This is a genomic window from Dictyobacter aurantiacus, from assembly GCF_003967515.1.
GTDB classification, from domain to species: Bacteria; Chloroflexota; Ktedonobacteria; order Ktedonobacterales; family Ktedonobacteraceae; genus Dictyobacter; species Dictyobacter aurantiacus.
In genome coordinates this window covers 3,409,827-3,426,067 of the sequence record NZ_BIFQ01000001.1, presented here as the reverse complement: position 1 = coordinate 3,426,067, position 16,241 = coordinate 3,409,827, and the positions used below count along the sequence as shown (strand labels likewise).

The window sequence follows — 16,241 nt, the reverse complement described above, 5'->3', positions numbered from 1 at the left end:
TATGACAACATTTGAGAATGTAATTCAGCCTCTCCTCAGTAGCCTGGAAGAGCTGGGCACGAAGAGTAGTACAGCTGCCAATCACTATACCACGACCACCACTCAATTTCAGACCTATGTAAACAATAATGTTGATGGTGTAGCGGGCTCCATTCCCTTCATGGGAAAAGGGGCTCAGGGCTGTAAAGACGCGGTCAGCCGCAATGTCTCGCGGTCACAACATGTGCTCTCCAAGCTGCAGGATTTTCAACTGGCCTGCACCCAGACACACAAATCGCTGGAAGAGCTGTGCCCGCCCTATGATCAGGACTCACGCTACTATCTGGCGACCGGTGATCTATACGGCATGCTCAATGGCGGTGGTGGTCTATACGGAACCAGTGTCAGCCAGTTCTTTAACGAAGGCCAGGGCAACTCACCATACAGCAATACTGATCCCGATAGCGTCAGTGAGACCGTAGTCTGGCGCATTCGCGAGGATACGCTCCCCGGCCTGTTCGCGCAGTTAGACGAGTTGCTAACCCCTGGCAAAGGACAGCAGTTGATCGAAGATAACATCAACTACGCCGTCAGCTGCATCCAGGGCGACTTCTTAAGTTATAAGAATCAGCAACAGAGCTATCTGGAAGGCGCGATCAAAGATAAAGCGGAATTGAACTACTATACTTTAGAGCTCAGTTCAACCCATCAGCTCGCGCTGCACTACCTGGGCGTCATCGCGAACAAGATGAAGCTAGGCTATGGTGAATGGTTGATGGAGTTTCAGACCATCGTCGGACAATTCCAGATGGATGTCGACGCGGCCTCAGCCATCAGCTCACCTAGCATTGGAGATCTGATCACCGATGTGACAGCGCCCGGCATGACCGGCAAGGTCTACCTCTGGCAGACGCCCAATGGTCTGATGGTCGTCGTCAAATCGGGGACTAATCCGGCTGACGTCGAGAAGGCGATCAACCAGTATATCGCAACCCATGGCCTGTCAAAGGATACCGCCGTCACGTTGATTGGCTACAAAGATGGAGGTATCACCCAGCAAATGGTGCTGGATGGTGAGAACAAGGGCGGCGAAAATTTTAAGGTGAACAACCTGGTCCTGGTCGGCGAAAAGCCCCTGGAGACGCTGCCAGAAAATCTCAACGTCCTCTCCTATACCAAAGTAGACAAAGAGGCTCCGGAACACGAGATGACGATCCTTGGCCTCAAGCCCGACCAGATCCTTATTCCCGTCTCGGCGGTAGCACTCGCCTTCCTGACGGATGGCTTTGGAGATATAGCGGAGGCCGGAGTTTTAGGGGCCGCCAAAGAAGCCGGGCAGGAAGCGCTCACCAAGGGCACAGGAGATATCTTGAAAGAGATGGCCCTGGCCGAGGTCTGGAATCACACCCTTGGCGCGAGCCCTAGTGCAGGAACGCCCGAGCAGATGGGGCCATCCATGCCCTACAATGTTTACTATGATCCAGGCGATGGAAGCGGCGTCCATATGCTCACGCCTATACAGCTCTCCCAGCTCGCGAATGGCAAGGTTTCACCAAACGCGAAGTTCTATATCGGCCAGTCATCGGCCGTTCCCGAAGAGAGTGGTGCCAACCTGGATAACTTCACCCACAGTTCCTATCTCAACTCACAACTCGTACCCGATCCCAACCCCAAGGGTTATACCCATGGTGGGGTAGCCCCGGTTAATACAGGTCATGAACCACCCGCTTAAAAGCGGGGGCTTGCAAACGGACGAAAGGATGTTTGCAAGCCGAACATGACCAGACTCAGGTTTGAAAGAGAGCCTACGTTAGGAGCGAAATTAGGTACGTTGGGGTGCGCGGCCAGTTCCAACCTCTACGGTGGACAATTAAACAGAGGTAGATGGTTAACTCAGTGTTGTCCACGTCAAACCGCTCCATAACCTTGTCGAGGCCACCAATTCACCCTGGAAACAGGAGGCTCTGCGAGGAGCAAAACATGTCCAAAGTGTTTGTTCTTGACACCAATACGCGTCCATTAGACCCAGTGCATCCTGGTTATGCACGCTTCTTACTCAAGCAAGGTAAGGCGGCAGTCTATAGGAGATACCCATTTACCTTGATCTTACAAAAGGTGGTGGAATATCCACCTGTCAAACCACTTCGCGTCAAGCTTGATCCTGGCTCACGTACAACAGGGATTGCCATTGTGAATGATGTCAGTGGTGAGGTTGTCTTTGCAGCTGAACTTTCCCATCGTGGGCAGGCAGTAAAGGCGGCATTGGATGCTCGTCGCGCCGTTCGTCGGAGCCGAAGACAACGAAAAAACCGCTATCGCAAGGCACGTTGGGCCAATCGCAAGAACCAAAAGAAGGACTGGCTCCCACCTTCTCTAGAAAGTAGGATTGCCAACATTCTCACGTGGGTTCGCCGCCTTTCTCGCTATTGCCCTATTCAAGCGATCAGTCAAGAGGTCGTGAGATTCGACATGCAACTGATGGAACGTCCAGAAATGAAAGGTATGGAATATCAGCAAGGAACGCTGGCAGGCTACGAAGCGCGTGAATACTTGCTGGAAAAGTGGCAACGTGCCTGCGCCTATTGCGGGGAAAAGGATATTCCTTTACAAATAGAGCATATTCACCCACGAGCCAAAGGAGGAACCAATCGCATGAGCAATCTGTGTCTAGCCTGTGAGAAATGTAACAGGGCCAAAGGGACGCAGGATATTGCGGTCTTCCTCAAGAAAAAACCAGAGGTGTTGAAACGCATCCAGGCGCAGGCGAGGCAGCCACTCAAGGATGCCGCCGCCGTGAACGCAACACGCTGGGCGCTTTTTGAACGCTTACAAGCCACGGGGTTACCAGTTGAATTCGGGTCAGGTGGTTTGACGAAGTATAATCGAACAACCAGGAAACTCCCAAAAACACACTGGTTAGATGCGGTGTGCGTCGGCAAAAGCACACCTGAACGACTCCAAGTCAACGGGATCGTTCCGCTTCTTATCACAGCGACAGGACATGGGAGCCGCCAAATGTGTGGTGTGAACAAATATGGGTTTCCCATACGCCATCGCCAACGGCAAAAGCGCTACTTTGGCTATCAAACCGGAGATATGATCCGAGCTGTCGTGACGTCAAGAAAGAACAAGGGAGTCTATGTCGGTCGGGTGTTGGTACGAGCTACGGGTTCGTTTGATATTCGAACCAAACAAGGACGGGTACAGGGGATTAGCCACCGCTTTTGTACTCCCATTCATCGTTGCGATGGCTACAGTTATCAACAAGGAGCGGGCCATTCCTTCCCGGCCTGAAGGCGCGGGGCTTCCTGGCCCGGTTTTTGTGATAAATAGATGTCGTTCTCATCAGAGAGTGTCTGACATCCGTCATCGTGAGGACAGGTGAGCGTCCCCACACGCGTTTTGGGTGTTGGTGCAGGGATGCGCGGATGCGCACCTCCTGCACCAACACAATGGACTCGTGAGCACCGCAGGTGTGAAACCACATGCAGGCCACAGGAGATAACCATGAGAGTACGACACGCTCTTGATATTGAGGTGTATTGATCATAGTACTAAACTTAGTAGCGGTGATTAGTACAAAAATAGAATAAATTGTTTTTGAGGAATTATATTGATATAATTCCATCTGGAATCCCTATGACACCCATTATCGCGTATCTTAAAAAGACGTTGAAGAGCAACGCGAAAGGGCCATACATAGGCTTTCCGAAGGCTCACCAACGTTTGCAGGGAAGCGGATTTTTCAGCCTTCAATGTTTCGGCATGAGGCTCACGTGAACAGATCCCACTTCCCCCTTTTAATGAAGCCGGTTGAAATAGCAGGTATAGCCTGCGAACCTCAACCCTATTTCACAAAAGAGGTGTTTTCAATGCCAGATATTCAGGCGAATACAGCAGGTATACAAAGTGGCGCATCTAAATTTTCCCAGCAGTCGGTAGAGCTGGGCGACCTCATCACCGCTGTGAATGGCACGATTGAGGAGCTCCAGGGGCTCTGGAAAGGTCCCGCAGCCGCTCAATTTGTCGATCTGATGAACGAGTGGCACAAAGATGTCAATGACATCAAACAGGTACTTGAGACCATTTCGCGCAAAGTCAACAGCGCTGGTCTGGGTTATGACGACCTGGATGGACAGATCCAACGTTCCTTCAGGTTCTAAACCTCACCATTCGTTTTAGTCGCATATAACGTAGGAGCCTGTTGTTTTCAGGCTCCTACGATTGTATTTTCATCAATAGATCAGTTTATAGAAGCGATGCAAACATTACTTGTGACCATTATCGGAGATGGACGCAGATTCGACATGCAGGTACCAGCAGAGGTACCTGTAGGCAAATTCATTCCCATGTTGCTCGAAGTCTGTGACTTCAGACGCGCATCCATCCCACAACGGGGCAGACCACAGTGGACGCTCTCTGTAGCCAACTCAGGCATGGTATTGCCAGCGCTGGCTTCGTTGCTCGATGCCGGAGTGGTTGATGGCACCGTTCTGATTCTGCAGGATACGTCCGCAGCGGTACGTCCACGACAAACAGCGGCACCTCAACAAACATTTCGGCCGGTGAATATCGATCCGGGGGATAACCCTGGAAATATCGGGGTGAAATGGAATATTTAATAACAGCTACACCGGAATTGACCTGATTACCATGATGATGACTAGTGCGGAGTAGAGAATTCTTATGGCAAAGACAACCTTCTATCGACCCGTTAGAAATTATCCTGCATCATTATCCAGCCAGCCAATAGAGATTGAAGCCCCTCCGCAATTGCCTCAGGATCAAGGGGGTAAGTTAGCTTCAATTGTGCAGTATCTATATCCCCTCTCAGGTATGTTTATTATGCTTATTTCAATGGTTTCATACCTGGGCATTAGTGGGGGCTCACCCAATCCGCTCATCATCATCGCCGAGGTCTGCATTCTCCCCCTGTCCCTGGGGGTAATGTTCCTGTCAACATATTTCCAGCGCCGAACCCAGAAGACACAACAAAAAGCCAGCCATGAGGCATATCGTGGCTACCTTGATAACATCCAGCGCAGGCTGACTGAGCTCAAAAAGCTCCAGGTGCAGCGCAACACGCGCCTCTATCCCGAACCATCCATATTGCCAGAGGTCGTCAGCGGACGGCTGGCGCTATGGGAGCGCCGTCCAGCCGATGAGGATTTTCTCACTGTGCGTATCGGGATCGCGCCGATCGCCCTCTGCTGTCCGCTAACCTTTAAAGAAGATTACAAAGCCAGGGTAGAGCCGTCGCTGCTGCAAGAGGCGCGCGACCTGGTCAATCATAACAGCCATATCGATGGTCAGCCCCTGGTCATCCCTTTAAGAAACCTCGGATCGATCTCCATCGTTGGACCAAATCCAGCCATACGTACGCTGGCACGCAGCCTGGTAGGCCAGCTCGCCACGTTCCATACGCCTGAAGACGTAGCGATTCTGGCCTATTTTCCTCCCGTCGCCGCTCCCGAATGGGGCTGGCTCAAGTGGCTTCCCCACACACGCCGCCTGCGGCAGGTCAGTTTAGAACATCCCAATGACGCGGAGCCTCTGTGCCTGTTAGCCGATACGGTTGATAATTTCCGCACCCTTTTTGATGCACAGATCAAACCAGAGCTGGAGATGCGCTACAAATTGCTCAAAGAGAAGAGGCAGGATGGGCATGAGCTGTTGATGAAGTTCAAGCATCTCATATTTATCATCGATAGCTTTACCCCCGGAGGTCTGCTTGCTCGCATGCCAGAGCTTGAACAGGTCATGCGTGATGCCGCCCAGTTAGGCATCACCGTAATCAGCCTGGTAAACAGGATGGAGCAAGAGCCGCCGGTTCTGCAGGCCCGTCTTTCGATCGCTACGACGTTTCATGATCTCTATCTTTCCTACCAGGAGATGGCCCCTGATGGCAAAAGCGTCGAGTTCGTTGCTCTTGATAAGATAGAGATCGACCATTGCGAACAGATCGCCCGTAGCATGGCCTCGCTCCACCTCGTTGACGGAGAGGCAAGCCTGGACTATTCACAAAACGTTGGCCTCTTACAGTTGCACGGTATTCAGGCGATCGAGACGCTCCAGGTGGCGGACCTCTGGCGTCGGCATCATAATCAGGATCTCTTACGCGTTCCCATTGGATTGCAGAAACATGGTCCCCTCTTACTCGATATTAAAGAGATGGCGGCAGGTGGCCTGGGTCCGCACGGCCTGGTGATCGGAGCCACTGGATCAGGTAAAAGTGAATTATTGCGTACGGTCGTCACCAGTCTCGCGCTCACCCATGATCCTTACACAGTCAACTTTGTGCTGATAGACTTTAAAGCTGGCGCGGCCTTTGCCGAGTTTGCTGACCTGCCACACGTGTCAGGCATCATTACCAATCTGGAAAACGATCCGCTGCTGATCAGTCGCATGTATTCCTCGCTGCTCGGTGAGCAACAACGACGCCAGAATCTGCTCAGCCAGGCTGGTGTGCCCAATATCACGGAATATCATAAGTTGTGGCACAAGAATCCTCACCTGGAGCCGATGCCGTACCTGATTATCATTGTTGATGAGTTCGCGCAATTGATCGCCAACTACGAAGATTTCCTGGCGCTGTTCACCAAATTTGGCCAGGTGGGACGCAGCCTTGGCATGCATATGATGCTGGCAACACAGCGTATCGAGGAGGGGCGTATCAGAACGTTGGAAGGTCACCTGCGTTACCGCATCGCCTTGCGCACATTTAAGGCGGAAGAGAGTAGCGCCGTGATTGGCACGCACGATGCCTACTACCTGCCGCCATCTCCTGGTAGCGGCTACTTTAAAGTGGATGAGGATATCTATACCAGTTTTAAGACCGCGCTTATTTCACTCCCCTACATACCGATCGAGCAGCGCCAGGTTGATCCGATTACGCTCTTTCGTCCATTTACAGATACGGGCAAGCTGCTTCCGTCTGAGGGCAGAGAAAAGACACAGAGCATGCAAGCGTTAAACGCCCCACGTACAGAGATGCAGATGGTAATTGAGAAAGTTAAACAGGCGCCAGTGCCGGCCAACGGCTGGCGCGTCCACGCGGTCTGGCAAGAGCCATTAAAAGAGAAAATATCGCTTGTCGATGTGCTGCAGCGCTGTGGGCAAGGCAAGTTGGATGGCTCTTCGTTTGCCGCACAAGCGCCATTTGGACCGCTGTGCGTGCCTATCGGCATCATGGATCGGCCTGCGGAACAGGTGCAGCAACCACTGTACCTCGATTTCTCCGGCCTGGGAGGCCACCTCGTCGCGGTAGGAGCGCCCCAATCGGGAAAAAGCACCTTGCTGCGTACGTTGATGACCTCGCTGATCGTCACACACACCCCACGCGAAGTACAGATCTATGGCATCGACTTTGGTGGCGGCCTGCTGCGTGTCTTTGAACACGCGCCCCACGTGGGCGCGATCTGTAGCCGAGCCGACAAAAATAAGCAGCAGCGCGTCCTGCGGCGCATGCTACAGATCGTAGCGGATCGCGAAGCATTATTCGCGCAATACGAGATCGATGGCATGGCAAGCTATCGTCACCTGAGACAGCAAGGAAAGTTCGCGCAAGAGCAGTACGGGGACGTGTTCCTGTTCATTGACAACTTTGGTCAGTTCCAGAGTGAATGCGAGACCAGTGATCCAGAGAGCATTGCCACCGTGACATCACTCATCTCCAGCGGCCTGACCTATGGAGTGCACATTATTTTAACCGCCAACCAGTGGACCGATATTCGCTCCAGGTTGCGCAGCAATATTGGTACCCGCCTGGAATTGCGCTTAAACGATACCAATGATTCAGAGTTTGATCGCAAAACCGCCGCCATGATCCCGGCGGAAACGCCCGGACGTGGCCTGCTGCCAGAAAAATTGTTGTTCCAGACAGCGCTACCCATTGTCGGCAACCATAGCTCCGACGATGTCTCGTCGTTTACTATGCAGAAGATACTGGAAGCGTTCATCCAAAAAGTGCATACCAGTTGGAAAGGGCCAGGCGCACCCAAAATACGTATCCTGCCGCCCGAGGTACAGTGGTCAGATATGCCCGGCTCGGTTGATGCGCCAGCGCAGGGTATCCCTCTCGGTCTGGAAGAGGCCAATATCAGCCCGGTCTTTATCGATATGGTGCATAACGATCCGCACTTCTTGATCCTCGGGGATCGTGAATGCGGTAAAACAACCTTGCTACGCACGTGGATCACCGGCATGCAGCGCTACTATACACCAGAGCAGGCGAGAATCATCATCATTGATTACCGTAAGTCATTGATCAGCATGGCGCACAGCAATCACGTGCTCGCCTATGCCTCTACCCTGGATGATATTAATAGATGTGTTCAATTTCTCAATGAGGAGTTTAAGCGGCGCCAGGCCAGCAACGCATCTGGCCCGGTGGAGACAACAATGGGCGATCGGACATGGAACGGAACGCACTACTACCTTGTTGTCGACGACTACGAGATGGTTGCCACACAAACCCCACAGTCAGGAAATCCACTCAATCCACTCGAAGCAGTACTGCAACCCGCCAAAGAGGTTGGTATTCATTTTATTCTGGCCCGCCGCGTAGTAGAGATCGGGCGAGCGAACTACGATCCCATCTACCGGAGCATCAAAAACATGGAGAGCCCCGGCCTCATTATGCGCGGTGATCCGGTGGAAGGGCGCCAGGTGCTGCATAAGCAGAGCGCATCCGATAAGATGCCGACTGGACGTGGCTACCTTGTGCGTCGCGGGGTACAGCCCATGCAGGTCCAGGTAACAAACACGGAAGCAGTGTAAGGAAGAGAGAGTTTAACACATGGCAGATTACGTTGGACAGCAATTTGGGCCTTACCACTTGCTTCGTTTATTAGGACAGGGAGGCTTCGCGGATGTCTACCTGGGCGAACATATTCACGTGGGAAGCATGGCTGCTATCAAAATTTTGTATGCTCGCCTGATTGATGAGTATCACGAGCGCTTCCTCAACGAAGCACGTACCCTGGCGCGTCTTTCACATCCCCATATCGTTCGCATGCACGATTTTGGTATCAAAGATGGCATTCCATTCCTGATCATGGAATATGCTCCCCATGGAACCTTGCGGCAACAGCATCCTTCCAGAACGAAAGTTCCGCTCTCAACGGTAGTAAATTATGTTAATCAGATCGCGGATGGCCTGCAATGCGCGCACGATCAAAACCTTATTCACCGCGACCTCAAGCCAAGCAATGTATTGATTGGTCAGAAAAACAATCTGTTGCTCAGTGATTTCGGAGTTGCCCTGATCGCTCAGACTACCTACTCTCAGAGTATCGAAAAGTCCGTGGTCGGAACCATCGCCTATGTGGCGCCCGAACAATTGCAGGGAAGACCGCAACTGGCCAGCGATCAGTATTCACTGGGCGTAATGACGTATGAGTGGCTATGTGGCACACGGCCCTTTTTAGGGACAGTCATTGAGATGTGGGCGCAGCATCAATCCGCCGTACCAGCGCCCCTGCGTCAATACGTGCCCGATCTACCACCAGAAGTCGAACAGGTTGTGCTAACCGCGCTGGCCAAAGATCCCGGTCAGCGCTTCGCGAACGTGCGGGCATTCGCGAACGCCCTGGAAGCTGCCAGTCGCCCTGACCACATCCCAGTGGCCACCATGTATAACTTACCGCTGACGTCAGAACAAGCCGCTAATAAAGATGCGATCAGAATTCAAGCAGCTGATCGTGGCTTCGCCTCTCAACCCGTAGATATCACAGACCCGGACGAGGCGGGACGTCCTCCCGATGAGGCCTCGAACACCGAACCCGATGATCGCGCCTCCCAGGGATCCGTCCCCATACCAGCGCCATCTCGCCGGGGAGGCAATAAAAAGAAGATCGGTATAACCGCCGCTATAGTGGCGGTGGTAGCGCTACTGCTCGTCAGCACGCTGGTATATACTATGAACGGCGAAGCCGCCAATAAACCTCTAGTGGTAGCCACTGCGACAGCAATGCCTGTACAACAGTCTGGGAATAAGGAAACGGCAGCGGTCAGCCAGAAGGTTGCGCCAACACCCACGAGTGGCGCGGCAAAAAAAACTACTCAATTGCCCATTCTGACCGTGTCTCCAACCTCTAAAGGCGCTCAAACTCCGCCGGCGGCCAGGCCAACACCCACAGCGGTTGCGCCAACACCCACTCCCACTCCAACGGCCGCGGCCCCAACCAGCTTTGCGGTCGACGGTCGGAATCCAACCACTTACAGTGTCGGTGGAAAAACATGCGCGGCAACACAGTCCAATTCCACACCTAAGAGTTTTAATGTAGGTGGGATAACGGGCACATTATATTTTCAGTTTAGTTACACTTGCCACGCTGCCTGGGCCAAGGTGGTATTTTCCCAGGCCGTCCCAGGTAAATATGGGAACGCAAAAATTGTTCGCAACAACGATGGAGCAACCTATACCTGCTCGAATGGAGGAAATGGTGTGGTGGCACTTGGTCAAACATCGTGCTACACGGGCATGGTCTATGATGGCCCCACCCAGACAGCCTCTGCCTATGCCTCTTTTACATTTTCGAGTGGTCAAACAGATGTATCTTCACAATTAGGTCCCTACTAAACAAAAAGGGCGCTATAGCAATAGAGAAAAGTTTTCATCCGGTGCCGGACCAGATTGGAAAGGCAAGAATTATCGCTTGCCTTCTTTAGTAAAGAAGGAAACAGAAGAGGAAAAAGGGCTTCAGGATATGGCAGACTATACAGGAAGGCAATTTGGTCATTATCGCCTGCTTCGCTTGCTCGGTCAGGGGGGCTTCGCGGATGTCTACCTGGGCGAACATATTCACCTTGGAAGTTTTGCCGCCATCAAAATCTTATACGCGCGCTTGATCGACGAGTATCGGGAACGCTTTATCAATGAAGCACGTACGCTGGCGCATCTTTCTCATCCCCACATTATCCGTCTGCTCGACTTCGGGATAGAGAACGAGATCCCGTTCTTGATTATGGAATACGCGCCCCATGGAACCCTACGCCAGCGTCATCCGCCCAAAACAAAATTGCCGCTCTCGACGGTGGTGGATTATATGAACCAGATCGCGGATGGTTTACAGTATGCTCATGAACACCAATTGATTCACCGCGACCTCAAACCAAGCAATATACTGATTGGTCCAAGAAATAATCTGTTGCTCAGTGATTTTGGTGTCGCCTTGATCGCTCAGACGGTCTACTCGCAGAGCGTAGAAAATTCTCTGGTCGGAACCGTCGCCTATGTGGCGCCCGAACAGCTCAAGGGCAAACCACAACTGGCCAGCGATCAATATTCATTGGGAATCATTGCGTATGAGTGGTTATGTGGTACGCGACCCTTCCAGGGCACGCTCCTTGAGATGTGGGCCCAGCACCAGTCAACTGTACCGGCTCCCCTGCGTCAATACGTTGCCGACCTGCCACCAGAAGCTGAGCGGGTGGTGCTGACAGCGCTGGCCAAAGATCCTGGCCAGCGCTTTGCGACCGTGCAAGCGTTCGCGGCAGCGTTGGAAGAGGCCAGTGGGGTCGAGAAAATCATGGTGGCGCCCACCCAGGGCATGCCACCATCTGAGCAGACACAGATCGCTCAAAACGACAGCATCACTCTCAAAGCGATGCACAAAGAAGGACATACACCTCCACCTGCGGATATTACGGAACCAGACGCTGCGGAACCACATGTTATCTCAAATACGACCAATCAGGATTCTTTCACCCCGCAACCTGGAGCGCTGAGCGCGCCAAATCGCCAGGGGCGTAAAAAGAAGATCGGCATAGCCGCCATCGTCGCATTCGTCTTGTTGCTGTTAACCAGTACGCTTGTCTATGCGATCAACGGTGGAGGTCTCATATCTTCCTCAACGCCACCGCAGCAACAAGCCAGCAATGAGGATAAGATCGTCGGTAAAGAAATGCCGTCACCTACGTCCACGCACCACGCTGCCACCTCTACCCGGACTCATCATAGCAGCGCAACGCCAACAATTCCCGTCGTCCTACCAACACAGGCTCCAATTATTCCTACTACTGCGCCTACACCCACACCGAAACCCACGCCTACGTCCAGGCCACCCGTATGTCCCGCCCTGATCCAATCAGGCGCGAGTGGAGCACTGGTCAAAACGTTGCAAACATCTCTCAACAGCCATTACGCCGCCCATGATTTTCCCAACTCGCCATACAACTTTTCGCCTCCCCTTACAGTAGATGGAGACTTTGGACCATTAACGCAGTCGGCGGTCAAAGATTATCAAAAAGCGCATGGACTGGAGGTTGATGGACAGGTAGGACCACAAACCTGGCACAGCCTGGGGTACTGCTAAAACCATCCCCGCCAAATAGATAATATGGCTGCAGAGCTTAGAGCGTGTCAGACTCCTGCCATGTTGGGGCCACTTGCGCGCCCCCGCACGCGCGTCCGCTGCGCGGCCGCACTGTTTTTGTGTGTTGGTGCAGTGCGTGCGCAGATGCGCACGCACTGCACCAACACACCAGGGACTCTTGAGCATCGAAAGTGCGAAAACGCATGCAGTCCATAGGCGATGATGATGAAAGTCTGACACGCTCTTGGAGAGTAGCTGACTCTCCTCACGGGCGTCCACTGACGCGACCGCCCCGATTTTGTGTGTTGGTGCATGGGCGCGCTTTCGCGCGCCCATGCACCAACACACAAAGGACTGCTTAGCACCTCAAGCCCGGAGCCAGGAATATGGTAGAATCGAAGAGAAGAAATGCAGCGATGCTACAATAAGGGCGTACGACAAGCCAGCCAACAGGCGATGAGGCATGCAGAATAGCGCATATGCTGCTATGGTATAAGCGACGAGCTAATATCCATATCTATTATGGATATCACATATACTTATGATGATTGTTGTTTCTGATAGGTTCAAGTTAACAGAATAACGCTATCAGAGACTTGCTATGATACGATAAGATAATGGATACACCAGAAAACTATTATGCTATTCTAGGCATTCCCGTTGATGCGGACAACGATACCATCAAGCGCGCCTATCGACAGCTGGCGCGCCGTTTTCATCCCGATCTGGCCGGGCCCGAGGGCGCGCTGGAGATGAAGCGCATCAACCGGGCCTATTCGGTACTCGAAGATGCGGAAAAGCGTCAGCAGTACGATGTCATTCTGGGCGGAGTGGTCGACCTGCGTAGCAGGATCGCGCGCCCGCGCTCACGTCCACATATGCCAGATAATCCAGCGGATGTTGAGTTCTCTGGTCTGCATACATTTAGCACGCGAGGACCGCTACATGCGGGACCGGTGATTACGACCAATCACGGTGTTACATCGGCGGTTCACGGCTGGCGAACCGTCCATGGAATGCGGCTGGCCGCGGGCTCGCTCGATGGCGACGGTACCATATGGGAAATCACCCGCGATAACGTGGTAACATCCGCCAGATTTAGGAGCGATCCCACGTTTACCGTGGAGGCGTTACGCGCGCTGCGCATCTCGCAGGCGGGTACGCTCCTGGCCGGCTGGAACCGGCTGGGGCTGCATGTCTGGGATGCCTATAAAGGTGACCTCCTCTGGAGCTATCCATTAACCGATCGGGCCGTCTCCAACCATTATTCGCTGGATGCCTGCCTGCAGGTCATGGACACGAGCAAGCGGGTCGCGCACCTGGCATTGCCCTATCTCAGTGAGGATACCCGCGCGCCACGCTCACTAGGTGTACGTAGTAGCGACGTGTTTAGCCACGAAATGGGGTCCCCCACCAGTGCGGTGTTTGATCCGCTGATCTGCGCCGAAGAGGGCAGCGATAGACGCAGTTTCTGGGCTATTCGCATGCGCGCCCTCTCACAGGATGCCCGGACCCTGGTTACACTCTCCTGCGCCCAGGTACCCAATGAATCCCAACAGATGGTCATTGTGCGCCGCTGGAACCTGCATCCAAAGGGGAAGTTGGGTAGTAAAGCGCCACAGATAGAAGCGTCTCTTCTTATGGGACGCTGCGAGGATTGCACACCTCCCTATGTCGCAACGCCCGACGCGGCGTGGGTCGCCTTTGTCTACCAGGGCGCCAAAGTGCGGTTGTGCGATACCATTAATGGCACCTATAGTGAATTCGCCTGTGGAACCATGGGGAGTAGCGCACGCCTTGCCATCTCTCCCAATGCACAATGGCTGGCCGTCGCACGCGAAGATAGCGAGATAAACGAGGGTGTCATCGATCTCTGGTCGATCACTACCGGACAGATCGTCCAGAAGCTATATCATCCCTGGCAGATCAGTGCCCTGGATTTCGTTGAAGATCAGCTTATCGCCGCGCTCACCGATGGCACGATTCAGCTCTGGCAATAAATACCGGCAACGTGCCGATACAATAAAATAAGAGGTGCCACGCTTATCCTGGCTTATCGCGCATGCGGCCCCTCCACGCCTGCGGTACTCAATTGTTCTTGTAGGGGCTGGTGCAACGCCATTGGCGGGGGCGAATGCCCCGCCAATGGCGTTGCACCAGCCCCTACAAGAACAATGTAGCTTACGCTCATGATTATCGCCTGCAGCCTGCCTGGGCTTTCGCACCTACGGTACTCACAAGTCCGTTTTGTGTTGGTGCGGGGGGCGCGGAAGTGCCCCCCGCACCAACACAAAAAACCAGCGCGGCCGCGCAGCGGACGCGCGTGTGGGGGCTATCATGTACCCCGAAGGTAACGAGAGCAAGATCCACACATAAATAAAATAAATGCCGAAAGTTCAGCATAGAGCAAAGAGTTGCAAATTTATTCATTCTATTCGATAATTATAGCTAAAGAGGTTGACAATCGGCAGGTTGTTACTAATACTAGTAATCATATCTCTATTTTTTGTGCTGCTAACTACGGGCAACGAACTATCTCGTTTGCAGGAGTATGAGACGTGATTCGGGAAGGTACATTACTGAGCAAAGAGGCGGGACTACATACCATTTTTCAGGGTGAGGAGCATGATTACGTTCATTGCGTCATTGCTGACAAGATAGATCCTGACCGTCATTTTGAGTGCCGCGTGCTGGATGAAACAGATATCGCCATCGCGATAGGGGAGCCGATAGCACTAGAGGTTTTAAAAGTTGTAACAGAGCGCCAGAGTGGAGTTGTACGTTTTGATTGTCATTTGATACACACACCTTAAATACAGGGAGCGCGACTTATGAAATGTTCTCAATGCTCAGCCGATCTTCCCGATGCAACTGCCTTCTGTCCACGCTGCGGAACCAGTACATATACGAGTCGCACATCGAGATTCTCGTATCTACCTCCGGGTACCCCGCCGTGGCCAGCCACCATTCCACAACAGTTGCCGGGCACCATAGAGATGCAAAACGAGACCTCCACCTCTTCTATAAATGGCAAGAAAGCGCCAGCCCGTTCAGGGCGCCGAACTGGTAGTATCCTGGGGATAATCGCGGCCCTGGTCATAGCTCCTCTGGTAGCCGCTTTGATTACCGCCGCCACGCTCTATAGCAACGGACAGATCACCGGCCTTGCCGCTAAACCGGCAAGCAAAAGCAACAGCCAGTCGGCAGCGGCAACGCCACAGACAAGTAGCAAGCCTGCTAATTCGCTGCCCACGCCAACCTCTTTTAAGACTGCCACCAATACCAATATCAACATGTCAGTAAAGTATCCATCGGATTGGACCCTTGGCTCGCCCCAGCAATCCACAGCCGCGACCTCGCTGACCATCAATTCACAGGATCAAATCGGCATCTCTTTTGTCATTAATCGCCTGTCCAGCGCAATCAACAACTCGATCAGTAGCGTAGATGATTTGAACGCCTCTACGGTACAAGGTCTGCAGCAGATCCAGGGCAGCCATGAGATTCAGACGGTGCAGGCCGCGAACGCCAATCCAACTATCGCGGGCGACAAGTGGTCACAAAAGGATGCCACCCTGCTGGATAGCCAGAATACAAAGATCCACTTTACCACTATTGCCGATAAACATAGCAAGACCTATTATGTGATCTATTTTTTGGTGCCCGATAATATCTATCAGGAGGCGCTGCAAAAATATCTGAATCCTATGCTAAGCTCAGCAAAGTTTCTTTCCTGATGATGCGCCAGGTTTCCTCTTGCGGAGGAGCATGAGCGCCTCCGCACGGGCGTCCGCATACGCGGCCGCACTGTTTTTTAGATGGTGCATCGGGGGCGCGGATGCGCCCCCGATGCACCATCGTAGCATGGGTTTTGCGCACACATAGATGCGCGTAGCATAGGTTTTGCGCACAAAAGAAGCGATGCCGCTGGAAATTTCCAGCGGC

10 protein-coding genes are annotated in these 16,241 nt (G+C 53.0%); all 10 read left to right on the top strand.

The annotated features are described in order from the left end of the window. The first annotated feature begins 1 nt into the window (after position 1). Positions 2-1,711 carry a hypothetical protein gene (locus tag KTT_RS13810; protein WP_126596520.1) on the top strand — a complete coding sequence of 570 codons (1,710 nt, stop codon included), beginning with the start codon at positions 2-4 and terminating at the stop codon, positions 1,709-1,711. A gap of 248 nt (positions 1,712-1,959) precedes the next feature. Next, the gene (iscB, locus tag KTT_RS13805) at positions 1,960-3,273 is read left to right on the top strand and encodes an RNA-guided endonuclease IscB (RefSeq protein ID WP_126596519.1); all 1,314 of its coding nucleotides are present in this window, start codon (positions 1,960-1,962) and stop codon (positions 3,271-3,273) included. 578 nt (positions 3,274-3,851) lie between these two features. Next, positions 3,852-4,142 carry a WXG100 family type VII secretion target gene (locus KTT_RS13800; RefSeq protein ID WP_160145851.1) on the top strand — a complete coding sequence of 97 codons (291 nt, stop codon included), beginning with the start codon at positions 3,852-3,854 and terminating at the stop codon, positions 4,140-4,142. A gap of 96 nt (positions 4,143-4,238) precedes the next feature. After that, positions 4,239-4,601, top strand: a complete 363-nt coding sequence (locus tag KTT_RS13795) for an EsaB/YukD family protein (RefSeq protein WP_126596517.1) — start codon at positions 4,239-4,241, stop codon at positions 4,599-4,601. A 64-nt stretch (positions 4,602-4,665) separates the two neighbouring features. Beyond that, on the top strand, positions 4,666-8,757 hold the full coding sequence (eccCa, locus tag KTT_RS13790; RefSeq protein WP_126596516.1) for a type VII secretion protein EccCa: 4,092 nt from the start codon (positions 4,666-4,668) through the stop codon (positions 8,755-8,757). A 19-nt stretch (positions 8,758-8,776) separates the two neighbouring features. Beyond that, the gene (locus KTT_RS13785) at positions 8,777-10,561 is read left to right on the top strand and encodes a protein kinase domain-containing protein (protein ID WP_126596515.1); all 1,785 of its coding nucleotides are present in this window, start codon (positions 8,777-8,779) and stop codon (positions 10,559-10,561) included. A 127-nt stretch (positions 10,562-10,688) separates the two neighbouring features. Then, positions 10,689-12,296: a serine/threonine-protein kinase gene (locus KTT_RS13780; protein ID WP_126596514.1), complete on the top strand. Its 1,608-nt coding sequence runs from the start codon at positions 10,689-10,691 to the stop codon at positions 12,294-12,296. 617 nt (positions 12,297-12,913) lie between these two features. Next, on the top strand, positions 12,914-14,296 hold the full coding sequence (locus KTT_RS13775) for a J domain-containing protein (protein WP_126596513.1): 1,383 nt from the start codon (positions 12,914-12,916) through the stop codon (positions 14,294-14,296). A 558-nt stretch (positions 14,297-14,854) separates the two neighbouring features. After that, positions 14,855-15,109, top strand: coding sequence for a hypothetical protein (locus KTT_RS13770; protein WP_126596512.1), 255 nt, complete (start codon positions 14,855-14,857; stop codon positions 15,107-15,109). Between the two features lie 18 nt (positions 15,110-15,127). After that, positions 15,128-16,033: a zinc ribbon domain-containing protein gene (locus KTT_RS13765; protein WP_126596511.1), complete on the top strand. Its 906-nt coding sequence runs from the start codon at positions 15,128-15,130 to the stop codon at positions 16,031-16,033. Positions 16,034-16,241 lie beyond the last annotated feature (208 nt).